The organism is Pedobacter sp. HMWF019, assembly GCF_003061025.1.
Taxonomy (GTDB): domain Bacteria; phylum Bacteroidota; class Bacteroidia; order Sphingobacteriales; family Sphingobacteriaceae; genus Pedobacter.
Window position 1 is genome coordinate 1 of sequence record NZ_QAIL01000053.1, and the last position, 23,087, is coordinate 23,087.

At 40.5% G+C, this 23,087-nt stretch carries 16 protein-coding genes; 2 read left to right on the plus strand and 14 right to left on the minus strand.

Features of this window, described 5'->3' with window-relative positions; genetic code table 11:
• Window positions 1-35: 35 nt before the first annotated feature.
• The 11 genes from DBR11_RS03810 to pyrR form a co-directional block, all read right to left on the minus strand.
• Window positions 36-3,428: a methylmalonyl-CoA mutase family protein gene (locus DBR11_RS03810; protein ID WP_108550291.1), complete on the minus strand. Its 3,393-nt coding sequence runs from the start codon at window positions 3,426-3,428 to the stop codon at window positions 36-38.
• A gap of 70 nt (window positions 3,429-3,498) precedes the next feature.
• Complete coding sequence (gene pafA, locus DBR11_RS03815; protein ID WP_108550292.1) at window positions 3,499-5,172, minus strand: alkaline phosphatase PafA; 1,674 nt, start codon at window positions 5,170-5,172, stop codon at window positions 3,499-3,501.
• 130 nt (window positions 5,173-5,302) lie between these two features.
• A complete protein-coding gene (locus DBR11_RS03820; protein WP_108550293.1) occupies window positions 5,303-6,589 on the minus strand; it encodes a folylpolyglutamate synthase/dihydrofolate synthase family protein in 1,287 nt (428 codons plus the stop codon).
• 21 nt (window positions 6,590-6,610) lie between these two features.
• Window positions 6,611-7,429 (minus strand): energy transducer TonB, encoded by an 819-nt coding sequence (locus DBR11_RS03825; RefSeq protein WP_108550294.1) that lies wholly within the window; start codon window positions 7,427-7,429, stop codon window positions 6,611-6,613.
• Window positions 7,429-7,830, minus strand: coding sequence for a biopolymer transporter ExbD (locus DBR11_RS03830; protein ID WP_108550295.1), 402 nt, complete (start codon window positions 7,828-7,830; stop codon window positions 7,429-7,431). Before DBR11_RS03830 ends, DBR11_RS03825 begins: the two co-directional genes overlap by 1 nt.
• Window positions 7,830-8,540 carry a MotA/TolQ/ExbB proton channel family protein gene (locus tag DBR11_RS03835; RefSeq protein WP_108550296.1) on the minus strand — a complete coding sequence of 237 codons (711 nt, stop codon included), beginning with the start codon at window positions 8,538-8,540 and terminating at the stop codon, window positions 7,830-7,832. The genes DBR11_RS03830 and DBR11_RS03835 overlap by 1 nt, the downstream gene beginning before the upstream one ends.
• 1 nt (window position 8,541) lies before the next feature.
• Window positions 8,542-9,861 carry a hypothetical protein gene (locus DBR11_RS03840; protein ID WP_146186448.1) on the minus strand — a complete coding sequence of 440 codons (1,320 nt, stop codon included), beginning with the start codon at window positions 9,859-9,861 and terminating at the stop codon, window positions 8,542-8,544.
• Window positions 9,862-9,915: 54 nt separating this feature from the next.
• Window positions 9,916-11,622: a TonB-dependent receptor gene (locus DBR11_RS03845; RefSeq protein WP_108550298.1), complete on the minus strand. Its 1,707-nt coding sequence runs from the start codon at window positions 11,620-11,622 to the stop codon at window positions 9,916-9,918.
• A 10-nt stretch (window positions 11,623-11,632) separates the two neighbouring features.
• The gene (locus tag DBR11_RS03850) at window positions 11,633-14,650 is read right to left on the minus strand and encodes a tetratricopeptide repeat protein (RefSeq protein WP_108550299.1); all 3,018 of its coding nucleotides are present in this window, start codon (window positions 14,648-14,650) and stop codon (window positions 11,633-11,635) included.
• A gap of 131 nt (window positions 14,651-14,781) precedes the next feature.
• The gene (locus tag DBR11_RS03855) at window positions 14,782-15,714 is read right to left on the minus strand and encodes an aspartate carbamoyltransferase catalytic subunit (RefSeq protein WP_199233750.1); all 933 of its coding nucleotides are present in this window, start codon (window positions 15,712-15,714) and stop codon (window positions 14,782-14,784) included.
• Window positions 15,715-15,716: 2 nt separating this feature from the next.
• Window positions 15,717-16,265, minus strand: a complete 549-nt coding sequence (pyrR, locus tag DBR11_RS03860) for a bifunctional pyr operon transcriptional regulator/uracil phosphoribosyltransferase PyrR (protein ID WP_108550301.1) — start codon at window positions 16,263-16,265, stop codon at window positions 15,717-15,719.
• A 120-nt stretch (window positions 16,266-16,385) separates the two neighbouring features.
• Here pyrR and DBR11_RS03865 point away from each other — a divergent pair, with 120 nt between their 5' ends.
• Entirely contained in the window at window positions 16,386-16,781 is a 396-nt protein-coding gene (locus DBR11_RS03865; protein ID WP_108550302.1) for a thiol-disulfide oxidoreductase DCC family protein, read from the plus strand.
• Here DBR11_RS03865 and DBR11_RS03870 read toward each other — a convergent pair whose 3' ends face one another.
• Entirely contained in the window at window positions 16,782-18,389 is a 1,608-nt protein-coding gene (locus DBR11_RS03870; RefSeq protein WP_108550303.1) for a beta-N-acetylhexosaminidase, read from the minus strand.
• 83 nt (window positions 18,390-18,472) lie between these two features.
• Window positions 18,473-20,407, minus strand: a complete 1,935-nt coding sequence (gene rpsA, locus DBR11_RS03875) for a 30S ribosomal protein S1 (protein WP_108550304.1) — start codon at window positions 20,405-20,407, stop codon at window positions 18,473-18,475.
• A 298-nt stretch (window positions 20,408-20,705) separates the two neighbouring features.
• On the opposite strand from rpsA, the gene DBR11_RS03880 reads away from it, so the two are divergent.
• Complete coding sequence (locus tag DBR11_RS03880) at window positions 20,706-21,182, plus strand: OsmC family protein (protein ID WP_108550305.1); 477 nt, start codon at window positions 20,706-20,708, stop codon at window positions 21,180-21,182.
• A gap of 84 nt (window positions 21,183-21,266) precedes the next feature.
• Here DBR11_RS03880 and DBR11_RS03885 read toward each other — a convergent pair.
• Window positions 21,267-23,087: SusD/RagB family nutrient-binding outer membrane lipoprotein (locus tag DBR11_RS03885; protein WP_146186449.1), on the minus strand; the 1,821-nt coding region annotated here is incomplete at its 5' end.

The following is a 23,087-nucleotide window of genomic DNA, read 5'->3' on the forward strand; positions in this document are numbered from 1 at the left end:
ATTCAGGCCTTTTCTTTTATAAAATTGGAGGTTGATTACATATTTCTCCTGTATTGTCCGCCAACCTGGTAGAGCGCATTTGAAATCTGCCCAAGCGAGCATACCTTACATACTTCCATCAGCTCCTCAAAGATGTTTTTACCTTCTATAGCCGATTTTTGCAATTGGGTCAATATTTGCGCGGTAAGGGATGCGTTTCTGTCTTGAAAGGCTTTTAATGCGGTGATTTGATATTGCTTCTCTTCTTCTGTAGCGCGAATTACTTCACCAGGAACAATCGTTGGAGAGCCGTTTTTGTTCAGGAAAGTATTTACGCCTACTATAGGATATTCACCCGTATGTTTAAGCGTTTCGTAGTAGAGACTCTCTTCTTGTATCTTGCCACGCTGATACATGGTTTCCATGGCGCCAAGTACTCCACCTCTGTCATTAATTCTTTTGAATTCCTGCAATACAGCATCTTCAACAAGCTCAGTAAGGTCTTCGATAATAAAGGCACCCTGTAAAGGATTTTCATTTTTGGCAAGTCCAAGTTCCCTGTTGATGATGAGTTGTATGGCCATGGCCCGTCTTACAGACTCCTCTGTAGGTGTTGTAATCGCTTCATCGTAAGCATTGGTATGAAGGGAATTACAATTGTCGTAGATGGCATAGAGGGCCTGTAATGTAGTCCTGATGTCATTAAAATCAATCTCCTGCGCATGCAGCGAGCGGCCGGAGGTTTGAATATGGTATTTTAGTTTTTGTGAACGGTCATTACCTTTGTACTTGTTTTTGATCGCTTTGGCCCAGATTCTTCTAGCCACACGGCCTATAACGGAGTATTCTGGATCTATACCATTGGAAAAGAAGAAAGATAGGTTAGGGGCAAAATCGTCAATATGCATACCTCTGCTTAAATAGTATTCTACAAAGGTGAAGCCGTTGCTTAGGGTAAAGGCTAATTGTGAAACTGGGTTTGCACCCGCTTCTGCAATATGATAACCGGATATAGATACGGAATAAAAATTTCTGACCTTTTCTTCTATGAAATATTTTTGAATATCTCCCATCATACGTAAGGCAAATTCTGTAGAGAAAATACAGGTATTTTGTGCCTGGTCTTCTTTTAATATATCTGCCTGGACAGTACCCCTTACGGTGCTGATGGCATGCGCCTTAATCTTTGAATAGACATCCGCTGGCAGAACCTGATCGCCTGTTACACCAAGTAACATCAGTCCCAGTCCACTGTTTCCTGCAGGCAATGTTCCGCTGTAGGTAGGTCTTGTAATCCCTTTTTGCAGGTATATGGCGGCAATTTTTTGTTCTGTTTCTTCTTCCAGCCCATGCTCAACGATGTATTTTTCACACTGCTGATCAATGGCGGCATTCATAAAGAAGCCCAATAACATTGGTGCAGGGCCATTGATGGTCATAGAAACAGATGTGGAAGGTGCACATAAGTCAAAACCGGAATATAACTTTTTGGCATCATCAAGCGTGGCAATGCTTACCCCTGAATTTCCTATTTTCCCATAGATATCCGGACGAATGTGCGGATCTTCTCCATATAAGGTTACAGAATCAAATGCGGTAGATAAGCGGTGTGCAGGTTGTCCTAGGGAGACATAATGAAAACGTTTGTTTGTCCTTTCTGGCCCGCCCTCTCCTGCAAACATTCTTGTTGGGTCTTCACCATCACGCTTAAGTGGGAAAACACCAGCAGCATAAGGGAATTCGCCAGGTACGTTTTCGGTGAGCAGCCAGCGCAAGATATCTCCCCAATCTTCATATCTTGGTAGTGAAACCTTTGGTATTTTTAATTTGGATAATGATTCATAGAATAATGGCTGTTTGATTTCTTTATCGCGTACTTTATAAATGAAGTTTTCAGCTTTGTATTTGAGTTTGGTTTCTGGCCATTCTCTTAGTAATCTCCTGCACTGTCCATCCAGTTGCTCTTCTAAATGGCTATAAATCTCTTCCAGGGCTTTATGGGTGTCTGCATTGATCGTTGGGGCTTTTGAAGAAATGTTTTCCTTAGAAAGGCTTAAAACCCCTTGCAGTTGGTAAAGTTTCCGTGCAATGGTACTTTGCTGGTCAACCCAATCATTATAGCTTTGGCTCGCCTCTGCAATTTCGGCAAGGTACCTGATCCGGTCGGGAGGGATGATATAGATCTTTTCTGATTGTTCTGCTGTAAGAATCATCTGGGCTTTAAAGTCAACTCCTGTTTTTTCTTTAATTTTTTCCATTAAAGAAGTGAATAAATTGTTCATTCCCGGGTCGTTGAACTGAGAGGCCATGGTACCATAAACGGGTATGGTTTCATCCTTGGCATCGAAAAGATTATGGTTACGTTTATATTGTTTGCGTACATCCCTTAGGGCGTCAAGTGCACCACGTTTATCAAATTTGTTAATGGCAACCAGGTCTGCAAAATCAAGCATGTCGATTTTCTCCAGTTGGGAGGCTGCCCCAAATTCTGGGGTCATTACATACAGAGAAACGTCGCAATGTTCGGTAATCTCCGTATCGGATTGTCCAATACCAGATGTTTCCACAATGATGAGGTCATAGCCTGCTGCCTTGCAAATGTCGATGCTTTCCTGAACGTTCTTGGACAAGGCCAGATTGGCTTGCCTGGTGGCAAGGGAACGCATATAGATTCTTGGATTGTTGATGGCATTCATTCGGATCCGGTCACCAAGTAAGGCGCCTCCGGTTTTTCTTTTAGAGGGGTCTACCGAAATGATGGCCATGGTTTTATCTTTGACTTCGATTAAAAATCTTCTGACCAGTTCATCTACAAGAGAAGACTTTCCAGAGCCACCTGTTCCCGTGATGCCTAGAACAGGGGCATGATTGGCTTTGGTGAGCTTTTTTAGCTCGTTCACAAAGACTTGTGCACCTTCCGGATCATTTTCTGCAATTGTTATGGCTGCTGCTATGCTCTTTACTTCTTTGTGGGGTATTTTTTTCAGGTCTCCGTTAACTGAGGTAGTTGTCACATAATCGGTTTGTTCCAGCATGTTGTTGATCATACCTTGCAAACCCATTTTTCTTCCATCATCTGGTGAGTAGATTCGGGTAATTCCATAATCCTGAAGTTCCTGGATTTCAGAAGGGAGGATAACTCCTCCACCGCCCCCAAATATCTTGATGTGTGGTGCACCTCTCTCTTTAAGCAGATCATGCATGTATTTGAAATACTCCATGTGGCCTCCCTGGTAGGAAGTCATAGCAATACCCTGAACATCTTCCTGAATGGCGCAGTTCACCACTTCATCAACAGAACGGTTATGCCCCAGGTGGATCACTTCTGCACCGGAAGATTGAAGGATGCGGCGCATAATGTTAATTGTTGCATCATGTCCGTCAAATAGTGCAGCGGCAGTTACAAAACGTATTTTATTTTTAGGTTTATAGATCTGAATGTGTTCCATAGATTGGATTATACTTGGTCAACAAAGGTACTAAAAATAAGAAAGCCGCAGGTTATGCGGCTTTCTTATTTTATTGATGAGTGAGTTCTGTGATGGGCTCGCCTACACTGCCGTTTGGCATTTGAATGTGCAGCATTGCCGCCAATGTAGAGGCAATGTCTGTCATGTAATGGGTTTTATTGGTTTTACCTGCTTTTACTTTCCAGCCCATAAATACCAATGGGATGTGCGCATCGTAAGGGTACCAGGCACCATGGGTGGTTCCAGTATTTCCACCATCAAACCAGTTTGGTTTGGAGATAAAATAAATTTCACCACTTCTTCTGGCATTATAGCCATTAGACAATCTTCTTTTTAATTCTTCCGGGAGGGTTGCATTGCTGATTTTAGTCAGGTCAACGGCATCCATAATGCCTTTCTGATGTTTGAGGTGGTTGATGGCCAAAGCTTTAATTTTTTCAAAGTCTGCCTTGTTATCGCTGATTAACTGGTGATCGAAGATTACCTCATTATTCATAACAATCAGCACACTGTTTTTTAGCTTGAATTCTTTTTCGATTTCGGTATTCAGCTCTTTTGCCAGTTGTCTGTTGCTTAAAATCCCACCCGGTAATTTGTGCTCTTCCAGAAAGCCAGGGACGTGGGCGGCACCATGGTCGGCAGTAAGGAAGAACAGATAATTGCCTTTACCTACGGTTTGATCCAGGTAATTAAAAAAATCTGCCAGATCTTTATCCAGTCTTAAGTAAGTATCTTCTGCCTCGATAGAATTAGGTCCAAATTGGTGGCCTACATAATCTGTCGAAGAGCAACTGACCGCAAGGAAATCCGTAACCGTGTTTTTTCCCAAGTTCTCAGCGGCAATAGCCTTTTTAGCCAGGTCCAGAGTCATGGTGTTACCATAAGGGGTGCTTCTGATCAGGTCATAATTTTTACCAATGGAATTTTTCAGTATGTGCGGGAAAGTGGATTTGTCTTCACCTTTATATAATCCTTCATAAGATTTATCGTCGCCTGAACTTTGTACATAAGTGTTGATCGGATACAAAGTATTCCAGTCATTAGCATAGTAGGCATCAGTTTTTCGCAGCTGATTATAAGCAGACACCCATGAAGGTAGTTCCTGCATATAATAAGTACTGGTGATCCAGTTGCCGGAAACACCGTCATACCAGTAGGCTGCATTCGCAGAATGCCCGGCAGGTAGAATAGAACCCCGGTCTTTTAAGGAGATACCAATAACTTTGCTTCTGAAATTTGTAGAAAGTCTGAGTTCATCTGTAATGGTATTGGACAGCAGATTTTTTGGAGACATCTCTCCTGCGTTTGAACTGCTGCCTACGGTTTTTACATCCTTGTCTTCTGTACAATATACATCTCTGCCCAATTCAGGATCGTACCAGTTGTTTCCAATGATACCATTAATTGCAGGAACAGATCCTGTATACACGCTGGAGTGTCCGCAAGCGGTATAGGTAGGCAGATAAGGGATAAAAGTGTTTTCTGCAGAGAAACCTTCGTTAATGAGTCTCTTGAATCCTCCTGAACCGTATCTTTCATAATATCTGTACAGGTAATCCCATCTCATCTGGTCTACAACTAAACCAACAACGAGTTTAGGACGGCTAATAGCAGCGGGATAATTGGTTGTGGTGGATGAAGGTTTTTTTGCCGTTTTGTGTTGAGCCAATACAGGGGTGCACAACAAGAGCAAGGCAGAAAATTTTAGGAATGTTTTTTTCATTAGTACTTAATTTCTTCTAGTCAGGCCTATTTTCCATAAAGATTGGTCAGGCTGGATTTGTAGTTGAATGATTAGGATGCAAATGTAACGACTTCCTATTGAAGTCGTTCATTAAGCAATTGTAAAGAAATTATATAACTTCAGCAACAACAAAGGTACTTCCGCCTACAAAAATCAGGTCGCCTGGAAGGGCGGCAGCTTTTGCAGCGTTTAAAGCATCCTTTATGATTTTAAAGGTTTTGCCCTTAAGATGATGTTTACCAGATTGTGAAGCCAGTTCTTCTGCGGGTAATGCCCTTTCCAAATCTGGTTGAGTGAAATAATAGTTCGCGTCTTTTGGCAGCAGAGATAGTACACCATTAATGTCCTTGTCTTTTACCATACCAATAACCATGTGGAGTTGCTGGTGTGGCGTATTGCGGATATTTTGGAGCACTTCTGTGATGCCTGCAATATTATGTCCGGTATCTACAATAATGAGCGGAGATTGACTAAGAATTTGCCATCTGCCTTGTAGACCGGTAATCTTCTTAACACTTCTCAGGGCTTTAAAAAGAGCCTCGTCTGAAATAGTATAGTGCAGCTTTTTTAAAAGCTGTACAGTCTGAACGACTGTAAGGATATTTTTTAACTGGTAAGTTCCGGTCAGGTCCAGCTGCAAATCTTTGAGCAAAGTGCCAGTAGAGTTGAGTATAGAAGTGATCAGATAAGCCTTACTGTTTCTTATGGAAGAAAGTGTCAACTCGTCCTCCGCGAAAAATAGAGGGCTCCCGGTTTCAGTTGCTTTTTGAATAAATACCGGATCTGTTTCCGGATGGTGTTCTCCGATCACTGCCGGAATTCCAGGTTTAATAATCCCCGCTTTCTCAAAAGCAATTTCTTTTAAAGTATTGCCCAGCATATTGGTATGATCAAGGCTAATATTCGTGATCACTGATACCTCCGGAGTGATGATATTGGTGGAGTCGAGCCTTCCGCCCAAACCGACTTCAATAATGGCAATGTCTACTTTTTCTTCTGCGAAACAGGAGAAGGCCATGGCCACTGTAACCTCGAAAAAGGAAGGCTGCAAAGACTCTATAACAGCCTGTTGTTGCCCAACGAAATTGGTTACAAAGCGTTTCGAAACCATTTTTCCGTTTACCCGGATCCGCTCTCTGAAATCTTTTAAATGAGGGGAGGTATATAAGCCTGTTTTGTAACCTGCCTGCTGAAGTATAGCAGCAAGCATATGTGAAGTAGATCCCTTACCGTTCGTTCCGGCAACATGGATGGTCTTAAATTTATGCTGAGGATTTCCCAGTTCCTGGCACATGGCCAGCGTATTGTGAAGGTCTTTTTTAAAAGCGACGGCTCCAATACGGGTAAACATCGGGAGTTTACTGTACAGATAATCCAGGGTTTGCGGGTAGGTCATCACAAAAGCAATTGGAATGGGCTATTTTACTTTAAAGTTGAAAACTACGACACCGATCTGTAAATCAGGTGCATTGTCAGATTGGTTTAAACGGGCACCCATTACGGCTTCCTTACATTTCTGCCATAGGTCGCGGTCATTCAGTGTAGTTCCTTTAACGCCAGGTACAGCGTTCACGACTACTCCATCTCTGTTGATAGAAATCCGGACAGCAATCTTTCCTGTCTTTTGTCCATCGTCATGAGGGGTAACTAAATTAGTGAATCTCCTCAGCGCAATAGGTGTTTCTCCAAAACCTGAACCGCCCTCTCCGTATTTGTTACTCAGCGGATCACCGTTTACACTACCCTGGTTGCCCGGGGTATCTCCGGTTCCATCACCCTGACCAGTTCCTTTGTTGGCTTTACCTTTATATAAAGCATTTTGATTAATGGTTGGCTTTGCCGGCTTTTTATCCTCTACTGTTGCGGTAGGGGGGGCAGTGGTTTTTGTTTTTTTGGTATGAATATTTACGGACTCTTCTGTGTTTTGGGTAACCACTTCTTTTTCGCTCGTTTGTGTAACGGGTTGTTCAATGGTCGGTTTTTCCGGAACAACTTTATCCGGGACTTTTTTATTGGCATTAGGGTCTGCAGAAGGTTCTTCAGTACTGGTGTAATCTGAACCCATACCTGTAACGGAGGTGCCGTAATTCACAACCATACCACCCATTCCAGCTTCTTCTACAGGTTTAAAAGAACCTATAACAATGAAAAAGCTTAGAATCAGCAACACAGCCATGATCCCGGTGGATATGGCTAGTGCTTTTGGATAATTATTTTCTTCTTTATTGTATGTCATTACTTTTTAGGTTCAACAGCCAATACTACCTTAAGTTTTAACTGATTTGCAACATCAAAAACCTGCATCGTGTTTTCTATGGAAACCCCTCTTGCTACATAAAGTACAATGGTTAAATCAGGGGAAGCTTTTTGATAAGCTTCTACGGCCGGTTTAAGTGTTTCCAAAGTTACCTTTTGTTTCTCTACAAAATAATTCAGTTTATCGTCAATAGAAACGGTGATTGTTTTTTGTGCATTAGATTGTTGTCCTGATTCAGATCTGGGCAGCAAAAGCTTCACAACCTTTGGATTAACTACTGCAGATGCAAGCAGAAAAAACAACAGCAGAAAGAACATAATGTCGTTAAGTGCAGAAGTATGCACTTCAACTGTGCCTTTTTTTCTTTTACGCAGATTCATTATTTTCCTGGTTCTTCTAATAAATCAATAAACTCGATAGCGTCAGTTTCCATTCTAAGTATGATCCTTTCTACCATCATGTTCAGGATATGGTACAATACGTAAGCAATGATACCAATAATCAGACCTGTTGCAGAAGTAATCATCTTTGTATACAGACCGCCGGAAATGGTTCCAATTTCAATGGCTCCTTTGATGGATACATCATGGAAAATTGTAATTACCCCAATGATTGTTCCAACGAATCCAAGCATAGGTGCGATACCTGCAATGATACCCAGAACGCCAATATTTTTCTCCAGTTTGGAAACTTCCAGTTTACCTACGTTTTCAATGGCAGCTTCTATATCTTTAATTGGGCGTCCAATGCGCTTCAGGCCTTTCTCCAGCATTCGTCCAAGAGGAGAGTTGGTATTGCGGCAAAGGGCTATAGCATTCTCCAGCCTTCCATCGTGGATGTACTGTTTAATCTGGAGCATAAGGTTGGTCTCTGTTTTAGAGGATTTTCTGATGGTTAGGTACCTTTCGGTAAAAATAACCAGACCTAAAAATGCAAGGAGTGCAAGCGGGATCATTACCCAACCTCCTTTGAATAAAAGGTCAATAAAGTGAAGTTCCGGTGGTGCGGGTGTTACGGCTTGTTTTACAGCATTAGCGGTATCAATCATTTGGTTCGCAGTATCACTGGCCCCCTGTAGCAATGTGATCATATTATTTTGATTTGTGTGTGTCGGTATAAATGTATAATCCGGAGATCTTTATTTTCTCTTCTAACCTCTTGCGTTCTGCACGGGCAGTCGTCTCTTCTTTAAACGAAGCAATACTGATCTTTATTTTCTTCCCGGGTCTCTGGTCTACAATTTTGGCATCTATGCCCCATTGTCTTTTCATGTAAGCTATAAAATCCTGGGCAGCTTTCTCTCCATATACAGAAGAGCCGATAATTTCATAAGTGGTGCCCTCAGGAATAACAATCGGGGGAGTTACAGGAGCGGCAGTTGCTACTTTTGCTGGAGTTACCTTAACGGGAGCTGTTTTGGTGACTGTTTTTAGCGTGTCTTTTTTGACAGAGTCGGAAGATGCAACGGAATCTGTTTTGGTGTTCAGACTATCTTTAACATCAGTCTTGATATTGCTTTTTGGTGCAGCTGCTTGCTCCGGAGCCATCTTATTGCCAGTCAGTGCATCAAACCATTGCGGCTGAAGCAGGAAGGCAACCATTAAAGCGATCAGGGCAATCAGTACACCCAATATAACTTTAAGGTAAACAGGGGTTCCTCGTCTGGGTTCCTCTGGAAGAACATCTGGTTCCTTATAGAAAGGAGGGGTTTGAACAGGAGGTTGTACTTCGGGAGCAGGAGTGGAGAGGATTTGGACAGGTGGAACAGACGCCTCTGCAACTTCTTGAAGAACCTGTTCTTCTTTGGGTTCTTCTGATTCTGAAACAGGAGCTATAGGTACCGAAAGTGTTGTATCTTCGATATGTCTTTCTTCTTCTGCCTTTGCAATTTCTGCATCCTCATGATAGATCACTTCTGCCGGCAAATTTCCCGGATTCTCCTCTTCTACGAGATTTTCTTCTACGACCTGTTCAAGAGGATTAACAGGCTCTGGAACTGGTATGTTTTCTATCTCTTTAACCTGCGGAAGCCCGTAAAAGTCAAAACCAAGATTGGCCTTAGGATTGGCTTCAAACCGGATCCCGTCTGTAGATTTGTGTAATTTACCTAAAGAACCTAAATCAGCTTCTCCATTTTGCTCCAGTTCCTGCTTCACTTTTGAAATAAACTGGTCACGGTAATGGTGGGCGGCATCTAAGGATATGCGATGTTCTTTGCTGATATACTCAGATACCAATGCCTCCTCAGTTACTTCCTGCTTAAAATGCAATACATAACTGGGTGGCAAAAAAGAATGTAACTCAGCATCATACCGTCCGGGAGATTTCTTTTTGAAGAAAGTTCCCAGTTCCGGAAGTCCAACTTCTTTATGAGTTTGAAGGAGCTCTGCTAAGTACAATAATATATCCATTCTGGTAAAAATAAATTTTAATTCTTTATCAACCAATTATTAATTGAAAACCGGCTAGAAAGAATAGGTCAATCCGCCGAAGACATTAACCCCAATTGGCTGATAGTACAAGAATCTGCCATTGGTTGTATTGTTCAGCAAGTTGTTGGCTTTTGCAAAAACAGAGAATTTATTGTTGATCTTGTAGCCAGCACCAACACCCAGATCTACAAAACCTTTTACATTTACTGTGGTTTCTATATCACGGTCAGGAATTACATAAGGAACAGCAGGTTGCGCAGTGTATATTTTAGCTTTGCTATCGTCTTGAATAGCTACTGCTGCATTGAAACTCAACTTATCATTAAAGTTATACAATAAATTAGAACTTACCCTAAGCTGAGGTTTAAACCAGCTTTCAGATTCAGATGCAGGTTTGTAATTTTCCAGGTTGACTTTACCTGTCCATTTTAAGGCGTTACTTACCTGCACGGAGATTTCACCTTCCAGACCCAGAAGTTTCATATTTCCAAAGTCATAGATCACATCATATTTGTAAGGCGTAGCGAAATCATTTACAAACAAAGGCATTTGTGAAATTTCCTTGTGGTATACTTTTACTTTGTATCCAAATCCAGGGCCGCCTGTACCTTTAATACCTGCTGCAAAACTTAGTTTTTCTACAGAATTCTGAATTTCAATATTGCTGTTTAAAAATGGGTTCTCATCCGTTAACTGTTTTAAAGAAGTGCGGTTAACATCGCCTTTTAACTCTCCGAAAATTTGCAGATAATCTGGAATCAGGGTAAAGTCTGCAGTTACTGCAGGAAAGATCCTGGTTTCGGAGAAGGCCCCAAATTCCTGTACGAAATTAATCCCTGCATTGATCTTTACACCATTTGTCTGTAAGCGGATGTACGGGTTCAATTTGAAAATATTGTTACCTACGCTGACCAAAAGATCCTGGGTTTTGCCCAGTTCAATAGACGTGGCCAAACCAAGATTGAAACTGCTGATGCGCTTGTTCAAATAGCCATTTAAAACGACAGAGTTTTCTTTTGCATTAAACTTATCGCCCCAGATATAACCGTTTATTTTTGCAGCGTAACTTAATGCATTTTCATCGGTTGTATATTTACTGGCTACTTCACCTTCTGCTTCGAAGAAATTAAAGGCTTGTTTTTCCGGGCTAAGGTTTTGAAAGGAATTGTTTGGATCCTGTCCGTAAAAAGCCAGACCATTTCTCTGGTAATTTAATCTGCCGCTCAGGGTAACCTGATCAAGGATACTTCTTCCAAAAACACTGAATTCCTGTTGGTTAAACTTTTGTTCATTTAGCTTTCCTGATTGAGCGAAATGTCTGAAAAAGCCTCCTGCTTGCAGGGCTTCATCTCCACCCAGATTGATATAGGCTTCTGCCATACTGGTAGAAGCACTGCCAAAACCAGCTTTAAGGTAATTATTCACCAGTTCGGCTTTACGCTCATCTGCCAGTTGTTGTGCCTGTAGTTTATTGATGTCAGAATTGAGTTCCAGTTTACGGTCTGTTAAACCATAATTGAACTTCGCTTTATAGGTTTTTACATCGTTTAAGTCCGGGCTCCGTCTTAATTTTACGGCTTCTGCCAAGACCGGCTTGTACGGCCTTACCACTTCAATTTCTTCTGCAATGGTCTTATCGTCTTTTTTCTTCTCCGTTGTCTTGGTATCCTGGGCCTGCAGGCTAAAAGTCCCTGCAGTAATAAAAAGGGCTGTTGTATATAGTAATTTGCTAAATCTCATGTCTGGTCGCTTATTTAATTTTTTCTAGTTTCGCTTTGGCTGTAGGAACGATATCATCCTTGCCATCGTAATTGTCAATAATACTTAAGAGCGTACTTTTTGCCTGTAGTTTGTCCTTAAGGGCAAGATAATTATCCGATAACAGGATAAATGCTTTTGCTACCCAATAGTCATAAGAAGGCATATTGTTGATCAGATCAAAGCATGTTTTTTGAGATGTCTTGTAATCACGTTTGGCATATTGAAGGGCAGCTAATGTATATTTAGCCTCAGCAGCAGCCAGCGTTTTGGTTTTGTTGACCACACTGCTTAAAGATTTGATGGCCATAGTGGTATCCGCTTTTAACAGGTAAGCCTTACCAGCATACAAGTCTGAACTGTTTTTTTCTTCTTCCGAAGCTTTATCAGATTCTTTAATTAACTGTACATATTTAATGACGTCATCAGGCATATTTAAGGCTGCATAAGCTTTTAACAGATTGTTTAATGCGTAGTTGTAATGCACTTTGTAATCTGCAGAAGTTTCGAGTCTTTTTAAGTAAACGATGGCCTCATTGTACTTTTTCTGTTTTAAGAAAAGATCAGAAATACTCACCAGAGAACGTTCTGTGTAATCGCTGGTCCAATCATTCAGAATGTATTCATAATCCGGAACAGCTTCATCGCCTCTGTTTAATTTCACAAGGGACTCTGCACGGATAAATTTAGCCTCCTTATCATGAATTGCTTTAGGATACTTATCGAAGTAAGCATTGATGGCTTCAAATGCCCCCTGGAAATCACCTTTCAGGTAACGGTTATTGGCTGCCTGGAATACAATATTATCCTGGTCTGCAACGGTGTAATTTCCAATAGGAGTGGTGTTCGCATAAGCAATGAAGCCATTTGCATCTCCTTTGTCCATATAGATGTTTTTGATGGATTCTAAGGATTGTTTGGCTTCTTCGCTACTGCCATATTCGTTAATGACTTTTTTGAAGCTCTCCAGAGCCGCATCATCCTGATCCTGGTTGTATTGCACCAGACCAATAGTCACCAAAGCGCGTGGTACATAACTGCTGTGCGGGTATTTGCTGATCAAACCCGTTAAATCTGTTTTAGATTTGTCGAGGTCACCTTTATTGAAATAAGTATAAGCCATCTCAAAACCAGCATCGTCAGCATAGTTAGAACCCGGGAATTGTTTAAGCAAGTCTTGCATTGTTCCGATCTTGGCATCATCCTGACCTTCCAGACCCTGGATCATTCCTCTCTGGAATAAAGCATAATCTTCTCCGGTTGTTTTACGACTGATGATCTTATTGTAGTTCACCAACGCATTGTCATAACTTTTATTTACAAAATACGAGTCGGCCAGTCTGATGGTTGCATCGTTAACTGTCTTTTCGTCTTTGTCATTCCCATTTAAAAAGCGTTCAAAATAATTGGCTGCTTTGGAATATTTTTCATCTTCAAAGGCTGCATAGGCCAGGGCATAGTTTGCAAAATTGTAAACCTTAGTCTTGTCCGCGTCGGGCATAGCCAGGAATGCTTCGAATGTTTTAACAGCCTCGCCGAATTTGCGCAGCTCATAAGCTGCTTCTGCTCTCCAGTAAGTACTTAAAGCAAGAATTTCCGGATCCTCAGGGAATTTCGCTGAACGAAGGAACATAGACAGCGCATTTGGAAATGCACGCTCATTGTAGAATTCCAAACCTCTGAAGTAAGTCACTTTCTGGTAAGCTTCTTTGGCTTCGGGCGATTTATTGGTGATAGGTTCCAGGATATCTATAGCTGCCTGGTAGTTCTTGCTGCTCAATAAGATCTCTCCCAATAAGGTTTTCGCCTCATTGATCTTCTTAGAGCCTGGAAACTGTTTTAAGAAATTTTGAGTCGCTTCCAGTGCCTGCTGATTGAATTCCAGTTCGTAACTCAGTTTCGCATAATTGATCCAGGCATCTTCCTGTATAAATTTATCGAAATCAAGTCTTGACGCTCTGAAAAACGCACTTCTAGCTTTTTCTTTGTTTTTCAGCTCCAGAAAGGCACGTCCAAGCGTATGCATACCACTTTGCAGATAAACATCATCATTGTTTAATTTTTCAAGTACTGCAACCGATTCCTTGTATTTTTTTAGCTGGAATAAGGAATAACCGTACTGGTAAAGAAATAAATTGTTTACAGTTCCGGATTTGTCTTTTGCATAATAATCAGCAAAATATTTCTCTGCATTTCTATAGTCCGATTTTGCAAAATAAGAAGCCGCAATCAGGCTCAGCATTTCAGCTTCATACTGTTGTTGCGAAGTCTGCAGAACCGGAATAGCGTAGCTGATTACATCGTCATAACGCTCGTCAAGATAATACATAGAGGTAATGTAATAAGGATAACTGGCCTGATAAGTAGGTGAACCTTTTAACTTTTCAAAATTAGCCAGAGCAGTTTTATACTCCTTATTGATGTAATTGATATAAGCAAAATAATAGATGGCACTCTCTTTATAAGGAGATTCTTCTTTCTTAACCGCTTCAAAAAGAGGCTCCGCTTTTTCAAGATTATTCAGTTCAAAATAGGAGTAAGCTTGTTTGAATTGGTATTCAACACGCTGTTTCTGAGAAAGGGTAGAAGGATCAGTTTTCTCAAACCATTCTAGCGCTTTTTGATAGTTTTTTTGCGCAAAATAGGACTTGCCAACATGAAAATAAGCAAGCTTTGTATTTGGATTCAGAGGATAATCTTTAATAAAGCTCTGAAACAGGTTTTCTGCATCGGCATTGCCCAGTTCCAGGGCGCAAACGGCGGCATAGAATTTGGCATTTTCTTTTAACAAAGTGAGTTCAGCATTGCTTTCCTGCTGTGCAGCTGGTTTTAATCTGGACTGTTCTACCAGTTTAAATTGTTGTGCTGCTGCTACATATTTCTCATTGTCAAGTAACTCTAACCCACTTTGGTAATTTTTATTGAGGTTCACTAAAGGACCGAACTGGGCATAGCCTGCGGTAAAGTTTCCTGCTAATAAAAGCGGTATAAAAAGGTATTTTTTCTGCATCGGGTTTCAAATATGGTTGCTGCTAATATAAATATACTATAGCTGCTTATTAACATTAGAAATTAACATGTGTTGATAACACAGTTTAACGTAAACTTGTTAAAATTGGTATAAAAAAGCTTAAAAGGAGTTTAATCCCGTTGAGAAGCAAGGAGATAAAGTACCGCCATTCTTACCGCTACTCCATTTTCTACTTGTTCCAGAATAATAGATTGTTTGCTGTCTGCCACGTCACTGGTGATCTCCACACCTCTGTTAATCGGGCCTGGGTGCATTACAATGATTTCTTTATCCAGACTGTCCAGAATCTGTTTATTCAAACCATACATCATGGCATATTCTCTTAATGAAGGAAAATATTTGATGTCTTGTCTTTCCAACTGGATGCGCAACATATTTGCCACATCGCACCAGTTCAGGGCTTTTCTCAGGTCGTGTTCAATTTTTACCCCAAGGCTACTCATGAATTTAGGAATGAGCGTAGTTGGTCCGCAAACCATTACTTCCGCACCTAATTTTTGAAGGCACAAAATATTGGAAATGGCTACTCTGGAATGCAAAATATCTCCAACGATCACTACTTTTTTGCCAGCAACGTCGCCTAGTTTCTGACGAATGGAAAAAGCATCTAATAAGGCCTGAGTAGGGTGCTCATGCGCGCCGTCTCCAGCGTTTACGATTTGAGCATTAATGTGTTTGCTCAGAAACACTCCGGCACCAGCATAGGGGTGTCTCATCACCACCATGTCCACTTTCATCGCCAGAATGTTGTTTACGGTATCAATCAGCGTTTCCCCCTTGCTAACAGAAGAGGAGGAAGCGGCAAAATTAACCACATCGGCAGATAGCCTTTTTTCCGCAAGCTCAAAGGAAAGTTTAGTCCGGGTGGAGTTTTCGAAAAAGATGTTTGCTATAGTGATATCCCGCAGAGAAGGTACCCGTTTGATCGGCCTGTTGATGACATCTTTGAAATTGTCTGCAGTTTCGAAAATCAATTCAATATCATTCCGGTTAATATCTTTAATGCCTAAAAGATGTCGGGTTGATAATTTGTCTGCTGCCATTTCTATTTATGTCTTTCTGATAATAAAATTACTTTGTCTTCACCTTCTGTCTCTTTCCAGCTTACTTTAACCAGCTGCGAATCCAGACTGTCTACCTGCTGACCAATATAATCTGGTTCGATAGGTACATGTCTGGAAAATCTTCTGTCAATAAGCACCATGAGTTCTACTTTTGCGGGCCTTCCGTAAGCCTGGAGTGCGTCCAGTGCGGCACGGATGGTACGTCCAGTCCAAAGCACGTCGTCAATTAAGATCACGTTCTGGTCTTCAATAATAAAATCTATGGTATTGCTGCTGGCCGATACGATGCCATCTTTCCGTCTGAAATCATCTCTGAAAAAAGTAATATCGAGATTACCCTTCTTGATCGTAGAAGTCTGGAGAATTTCGGAAAGTTCTTGTTTAACTCGGTCGGCGAAATAACTGCCTCTTGGCTGTATTCCAATTAGAACAGTATTTGAAAAATCAGTATGATTCTCAATTAGCTGATGACAAAGTCGCTTAATTGTGATCTGGAATTTTTTTCCGTCTAGCAGGGTTCGTTTTTGCATTGACTAAAGGATTAGGCAAATATAGAAAATCGAATTGAAATCTGTAATTGCTTTTTGAATTTAATTGTGAATTGATATCGTTTTGACTATCGGTTCCATGCTAAAAGCTTAACTTTGAGGATGGAGCGGGCAATAATATTTTTTGATGGTGTTTGTAATTTGTGTAATGCCTCTGTGCAATTTGTAATCAAGAGAGATGTTAAAGATTATTTTATGTTTTCTGCTTTACAGAATGAGCATGCAAAACAGCACTTAATGGAATTTAAAATTAGCGCTTTAGATTCAAATACGATCCTTCTGCTTGAAAATGGTAAGCTTTATACCCGTTCTACAGCAGCTTTGAGGATTGTAAGGCAACTCAGCGGTTTATGGCCATTGTGTTATGGACTGATCGTCATTCCTGCTTTTATTAGAGATGCTTTCTATAAGATGATATCTAAATATCGTTACAAGATCTGGGGACGATCGGAAACTTGTATGATACCTTCCCCAGAACTTAAAGCAAAATTTTTATAACTACTGATCCAGGTATCTTTTGCTGTAATTGATGTTCATCAGATCATAGCGTTTAAACTGGGTCTTTAAGCGTCGTTGGAAGTCGGTGAAATTTTTGCTTTCTTTTGGGCTCCATAATACCTCGCTCAGGGCATCTAATCTTGGGAAAAGCATGTAGTTCACTTTCGCCGGATTGGTGATGTATTCAGACCATAAGTTGCCCTGACCTCCCCAGACATATTTTCCTTCAGCTGGAGAAAGTTCTTTTGCGACCGGCTCATAATTATAAACAATATCCAGGGGTAGATATTTTGCTGCAGTAAGTGAGTCGTCCTTAAGGAACTGGCTGTGGTTAAAATACATCATGTTTTCCGGTGTCATGATCACCTTATGTTGCTGTTTGGCTGCTGCTATTCCACCTTTTTCTCCTCTCCAGCTCATCACAATAGCATTAGGTGCCAGTCCACCATCAAGAATCTCATCCCATCCAATTATGTTTTTCCCTTTGCTGTTTACAAATTTTTCTATCCGGTGTATGAAATAACTTTGGAGGGCACTTTCGTCTTTCAATTTATTGTCTTTCATAATTTGCTGCGAAAGGGCAGATTGTTTCCACCAGATCTTTGAACCCTCATCTCCTCCAATATGAATGTAAGGAGAGGGAAAAAGCTGCATAACTTCTGTAAGAACATCTTCCAGGAAGCTAAAGGTTTGTTCTGTGGGCTGCAGGACATTATTGAATTTGTTAAAGATTCCCCAGGTCTGGGCCACTTCGTACTTTTTAGATGGGTCAGTTCCAAATTCCGGATAGGCTGCAAGAACGGCCATACTATGTGCAGGCATTTCGATTTCAGGTATAATGGTGATATAACGATCCTGGGCGTATTTGATTATCTCTCTGATCTGCTCCTGGGTATAAAAGCCACCATATCTGATATGGTCATTTCCAGTTCCGGGATACAGACCGATAATAGAACCATCCCGCCAGCCACCCACTTCAGTAAGTCGCGGATATTTTTTGATTTCAATCCTCCAGCCATGGTCGTCGGTCAAGTGCCAGTGGAAGTAGTTCATTTTATGCAGAGCAAGGTAATCAATGTATTGCTTTATGAATGCCACGTCAAAAAAATGGCGGCTTACATCAAGGTGCATACCTCTGTAACTAAACCTCGGGTAGTCCGAGATTTCTACAGCTGGAATGGAGAGTGGATTTTCTGCGCTAAGGGGCAGTAGCTGGATCAGTGTTTGGACACCATAAAAAATGCCTTCATTTGTTGAAGAGGAAATGGTAATGCCGTCTTTTAATACAGATAAAGTATATTGATCCTTATTTGGGCTAACACTTGCCGTTCTGATCAGGCTGATCACATTGGTCTTGTTTTCACTTGCTGAATACGATACCGTAGTGGGGGAAATATTATAATATTTTTGGAGAAATCCAGCTAAATAGGAGGATGATTTGTTGAGGGTAGTATCGCTGATTAAAATGGATGTGCTCCCAGTTAAGGAAAATCTGTTTTCCGGAGCACCCGCTTTTAAGCTTACGGGTCGAGGGATCAGATTTGGGAGTTGCGCCTGGCTGACCTGACATAAGAACAGGCTAAGTATAAAAGTATAGAGGATCTTCATAATAAAATTCAGTTTGATCTCCCAAAATAGCAAAAAAAAAGCATCCCGGTTAAGGGATGCTTTTTATATATAAGCTTTAAAGATTATTTAGCTTTGTTTTTGCTTTCTTCACCTTCCATTTGCTCTTTTAATTGAGCAAGTACACCTAAATCGCCTAATGTTGATTTCTCAACAGAATCTTTAACTTTTTTCACTGCACTGTTAGATGCTTTAGCTTCTTTTTTCTTAGTCGCTCTTTCTTCTGCAACAGCTTCAGCTTTAGCCTCTTCCCAGATACGGGCATGAGAAACAACGATACGTTTAGCATCTTTGTTAAACTCGATGATTTTGAAATCATTAGTTTCTTCAGCTTTGATTACAGAACCATCTTCTTTAGCCATATGTTTTGTAGGTACGAAACCTTCAACACCATAAGGTAAAGCAATAACAGCACCTTTATCAGTTACTTTAACAACAGTTCCCTGGTGGATTGAATCCATCGTGAAGATAGTTTCGAAAGTATCCCAAGGGTTTTCTTCTAATTGTTTGTGACCTAAGCTTAATTTGCGGCTTTCTACGTCTAATTCAAGAACAACAACATCTAATGTATCACCAACTTTAGTGAATTCGTTAGGGTGGTTTACTTTTTTAGACCATGAAAGATCAGAGATGTGAATTAATCCATCAATTCCTTCTTCAATTTCAACAAATACACCGAAGTTAGTCATGTTTTTAACTACTGCAGTATGTTTGCTTCCGATAGGATATCTCTCTGCAACATTTTGCCAAGGATCTTGAGTTAATTGTTTAATACCCAAGCTCATTTTACGCTCGTCTCTGTCTAAAGTTAAAACTTCAGCTTCGATTTCATCACCAACTTTCAGGAATTCCTGAGGGCTGCGTAAGTTTTGAGACCATGACATTTCTGACACGTGGATCAAACCTTCTACTCCTGGGATGATTTCTAAGAAAGCACCGTAATCAGCTACAGTAACAATTTTACCTTTAACTTTAGAACCAACAGCTAAGTTAGCATCTAAAGATTCCCAAGGGTGAGGAGTCAATTGTTTTAAGCCTAATGCAATACGTTTTTTCTCATCATCGAAGTCAAGAACAACAACGTTGATTTTCTCGTCTAAGCTCAATACTTCTTTTGGATGCTCTATGCGGCCCCAAGAAATATCAGTAATGTGTAGTAAACCGTCAACACCACCTAAGTCAATGAATACACCGAAGTCAGTAATGTTTTTAACAGTTCCTTCCAATACCTGACCTTTTTCAAGTTTAGAAACGATTTCAACTTTTTGGCTTTCTAAGTCGTCTTCGATTAAGATTTTATGAGATACAACTACGTTTTTAAACTCGTGGTTGATCTTAACAACTTTGAATTCCATTGTTTTACCCACGTATACATCGTAATCGCGGATAGGTTTAATGTCAATTTGAGAACCAGGTAAGAAAGCTTCAACACCCATGATGTCAACGATAAGACCACCTTTAGTACGGCTTTTAACAAATCCGTTGATGATTCTGTCGTTTTCAAGAGCCTCATTGATAGACTCCCATGATCTTTGAGTTTTAGCTCTTTTACGAGATAAGATTAACTGGCCATTTGCATCTTCAGGTGCTTCAACGAAAACGTCAACTTTGTCGCCAATTTTAAGGTCCGGTGTATCACGGAACTCAGAAGTAGACACAAGACCGTCAGATTTAAATCCTACGTTCAATACTACATCTTTATTGTTGATAGACACAACAATACCGCTGATGATTTCACCTTGGTTGATTTGATTGAAAGTATCGGTGTACATATCCTCGAACTTTTTACGGTCCTCGTCAGAATATTTTCCGAAAACTTTGTCGTCTGCATCCCAATCAAAATCTTGATCTGGGGTAGCTAATGATGATTTGATCTGCTCGATCGACACTGAATCAGCTTCTGACTCAATGGTTTCTTTCTCAGTCAGACGTGCGTCTGCACCTTGCAATTCGGCTTTTTTAGCCTCTAGTTCTTTTTCTGCTACTTGTTTTTTTGCCATTAAAAATTTAATCTCCTTTTCCCGTTAGGGACTGCAAAGATACAAAATATTCTATTATTGAAAATTTTTTTTTTATAAATGTTGTTGATTTTGAACTGCTTGTATGTATTTTATATACCAAATCTCTCTAAGTGCTCCTGAAAACCATAGTACAAGGTCTTGTATCCTGCCGATCTGCTGAAACGCTGCGAACCAATCTTTAACCCGGATAAGCGAAAATTAATGCGAAAAATTGGGAAAAGAGGGGGGAGAATCTTAAATTGGAGGCAACTAAATATTAAGAATAAAGAGATCAGTTATGGCTAAGACGCACGAATATCAAACGAACCTTGTATGGACAGGTAATAAAGGATCAGGAACGATGGACTACCGTTCTTATGACAGAAGCTATGTGATTTCTATTGAACATAAAAATGACATTCATGGCTCTTCAGACTCTGCATTTATGGGAGATAGGACTAAGCACAATCCGGAAGACCTGCTGGTTTCCTCATTATCTTCCTGTCATATGCTTTGGTATCTTCACCTCTGCTCTCAGAATGATATTATTGTATTAGATTACAAAGACAATGCAATTGGAAAGATGACCGAGAATGCAGACGGTAGTGGATATTTTACTGAAGTGATCTTGAATCCGGTAGTGACCATCACGGATGAAAATGCGGTTTCAAAAGCGAATGCACTACACGAGCAGGCCAATAAAATGTGCTTCATCGCAAATTCCTGTAACTTTCCAATCCGGCATGAGCCGAAGTGTCTGATAGAAAAAAGTTAAAAGGAAAGCCGTATATAAAAGCAAAGCCGCCCATCAAGGCGGCTTTCTGCTTTAAATAACTAACCAATGAGCGCATTTATTCTTTTATTGTTTATCCCACCAGATTCTGCCTTTGGTATCCTGTGCAGATATTCCATAACTGGCATCTTTAGTCATCATGTTTTTAATGGCATCAGCATAATTTGCAGAGTTCAGGTTGGATCCTGTACTTAAATCGAGTGAGTTTCTTCTTGGTGCCAATAAATTCTGGGTACCATCCCATACACTTTCCAGATAAGCAATAGAAGACCCATCGGCTATATTTCCGTTATTTCCAGGTCTAACATTAGTGAACTGTGGATACCCTGTTCTTTTCCACATGGCCCAGGATTCTTCAGGCTGCATTAAGTAATTTACCCAAGCTTGCGAATAGATACTAGGTAAACCTTTATAAGGAAGGTTTGTTGCAAAACTCCCAATAACAGTTGCAGCAGCATTTGGTACATTCGTTGCAACTGCAGCAGCTTTATAAGCATCAAAAGAAGCTTGTACGCCAGCATAAAACCACTGTGAAGCTGTTTTACCCAGACCATTCCCTCCCTTTTCTGCAATTTCTGCCATCATAAAACAAGTTTCGGCATAAGTAAGGTAAGGGGTTCTCATTTTGATCGTACTTCCATCAACATAGGCCTCGTCATCGTGCATTAAATCTTTTGAAGATCGTGCGTCAAAGCCACCGAATCCACCATTTTTAACAAATAAGCGGCTTTGGATGGCAGATAAAATTCCTAAAGTTTGTGTCGCAGTTTTATTAGAAGCAATATTAATTGTAAAAGTTTTGAATCGATCTCCACCAGTTATTCCATAACTTACAGGATTCGCAGATGCTGGAAAAGTATGTTTACCCCAATATCGGATATTATTTTCAGGCAATGTTAAGGCAGCCTGAGCTGCTGCGTCTCCTTGTTTTTGAACCGTTACATAATTCTTGTAATTTGTTCCAAAATCATTTTGGCGAACCATGAAAGCAATTCTCGGGTCGTTTGTTGATTTTAAGTATTCAACAAAGGGAAAAGAAGCATTGTAAGAGAATAAAATTACATTGATGTCATCCACATTGTTGTTCCAGTCTCTGGTCTGGTTGTAACCAAAAGATTCATCGTTTGTTGAAATGATCTTTCCAGCAAAATTTGATGCGATATCGGTAAGTACCGCAGACAGCTGTGCAGGATCTCTTTTTTCATAACGTTGGGCGATTTTTATGCGCAGCGTATTGGCAAATGCCTGCCACTTGCTATAATCTCCGTTGTAGAAAAAGTCCTGATTACCTAAAGCAAACTGTCCGGTACTGCTCTTTAGCACCGTGGCCGCATCTTTTAACTGCTGATCAAAAGTTTTATATAAATTGTAATCATAATCGTAAATCGGAAGAGGATATTGGACATCTTTAAAAGCCTGTGTATAAGGTAAGGCGCCAAAGATATCAGCTACTTTCCAGGCTTGATAAGTATCTACAATAGAACAGATTGCTTTTAAACCCTGGTAGGTTGCCTTTTGAGCATCAGGTAAGGCATTGATCTTATCTATAATGCGATGCATGTCCCTACCATTTCCATTATAATAATCATTATAAAATGGAAAACCTGGGTTTGGACCAGTCGGTTTTCCAGGGGTCCAGTAGGCTTTAGATAATCCACTGACATCTACTCCATCTGGAACTACATACTGCATGTAGACCATAGTAGAACCATATTTTTGAGAGGTATTGGATCGGGATCCTAAATTAAAGTCATTGGTTGCCCCTGTAAATAAGATTTCGGGACTGGCATCTGGTAATGTGGTTGGATTTGTATTCACATCAATCATTTCCTTTTTACAAGACTGAGTAAATAGTGCCAGCGACATTAATCCTACTATATATTTATG

What these genes read in the sequence shown, in the direction of transcription:
- DBR11_RS03810 (WP_108550291.1), bottom strand. Translation starts at nt 3,428, where the DNA reads ATGGAACACATTCAGATCTATAAACCTAAAAATAAAATACGTTTTGTA.
- pafA (WP_108550292.1), bottom strand. Translation starts at nt 5,172, where the DNA reads ATGAAAAAAACATTCCTAAAATTTTCTGCCTTGCTCTTGTTGTGCACC.
- DBR11_RS03820 (WP_108550293.1), bottom strand. Translation starts at nt 6,589, where the DNA reads ATGACCTACCCGCAAACCCTGGATTATCTGTACAGTAAACTCCCGATG.
- DBR11_RS03825 (WP_108550294.1), bottom strand. Translation starts at nt 7,429, where the DNA reads ATGACATACAATAAAGAAGAAAATAATTATCCAAAAGCACTAGCCATA.
- DBR11_RS03830 (WP_108550295.1), bottom strand. Translation starts at nt 7,830, where the DNA reads ATGAATCTGCGTAAAAGAAAAAAAGGCACAGTTGAAGTGCATACTTCT.
- DBR11_RS03835 (WP_108550296.1), bottom strand. Translation starts at nt 8,540, where the DNA reads ATGATCACATTGCTACAGGGGGCCAGTGATACTGCGAACCAAATGATT.
- DBR11_RS03840 (WP_146186448.1), bottom strand. Translation starts at nt 9,861, where the DNA reads ATGGATATATTATTGTACTTAGCAGAGCTCCTTCAAACTCATAAAGAA.
- DBR11_RS03845 (WP_108550298.1), bottom strand. Translation starts at nt 11,622, where the DNA reads ATGAGATTTAGCAAATTACTATATACAACAGCCCTTTTTATTACTGCA.
- DBR11_RS03850 (WP_108550299.1), bottom strand. Translation starts at nt 14,650, where the DNA reads ATGCAGAAAAAATACCTTTTTATACCGCTTTTATTAGCAGGAAACTTT.
- DBR11_RS03855 (WP_199233750.1), bottom strand. Translation starts at nt 15,714, where the DNA reads ATGGCAGCAGACAAATTATCAACCCGACATCTTTTAGGCATTAAAGAT.
- pyrR (WP_108550301.1), bottom strand. Translation starts at nt 16,265, where the DNA reads ATGCAAAAACGAACCCTGCTAGACGGAAAAAAATTCCAGATCACAATT.
- DBR11_RS03865 (WP_108550302.1), top strand. Translation starts at nt 16,386, where the DNA reads ATGGAGCGGGCAATAATATTTTTTGATGGTGTTTGTAATTTGTGTAAT.
- DBR11_RS03870 (WP_108550303.1), bottom strand. Translation starts at nt 18,389, where the DNA reads ATGAAGATCCTCTATACTTTTATACTTAGCCTGTTCTTATGTCAGGTC.
- rpsA (WP_108550304.1), bottom strand. Translation starts at nt 20,407, where the DNA reads ATGGCAAAAAAACAAGTAGCAGAAAAAGAACTAGAGGCTAAAAAAGCC.
- DBR11_RS03880 (WP_108550305.1), top strand. Translation starts at nt 20,706, where the DNA reads ATGGCTAAGACGCACGAATATCAAACGAACCTTGTATGGACAGGTAAT.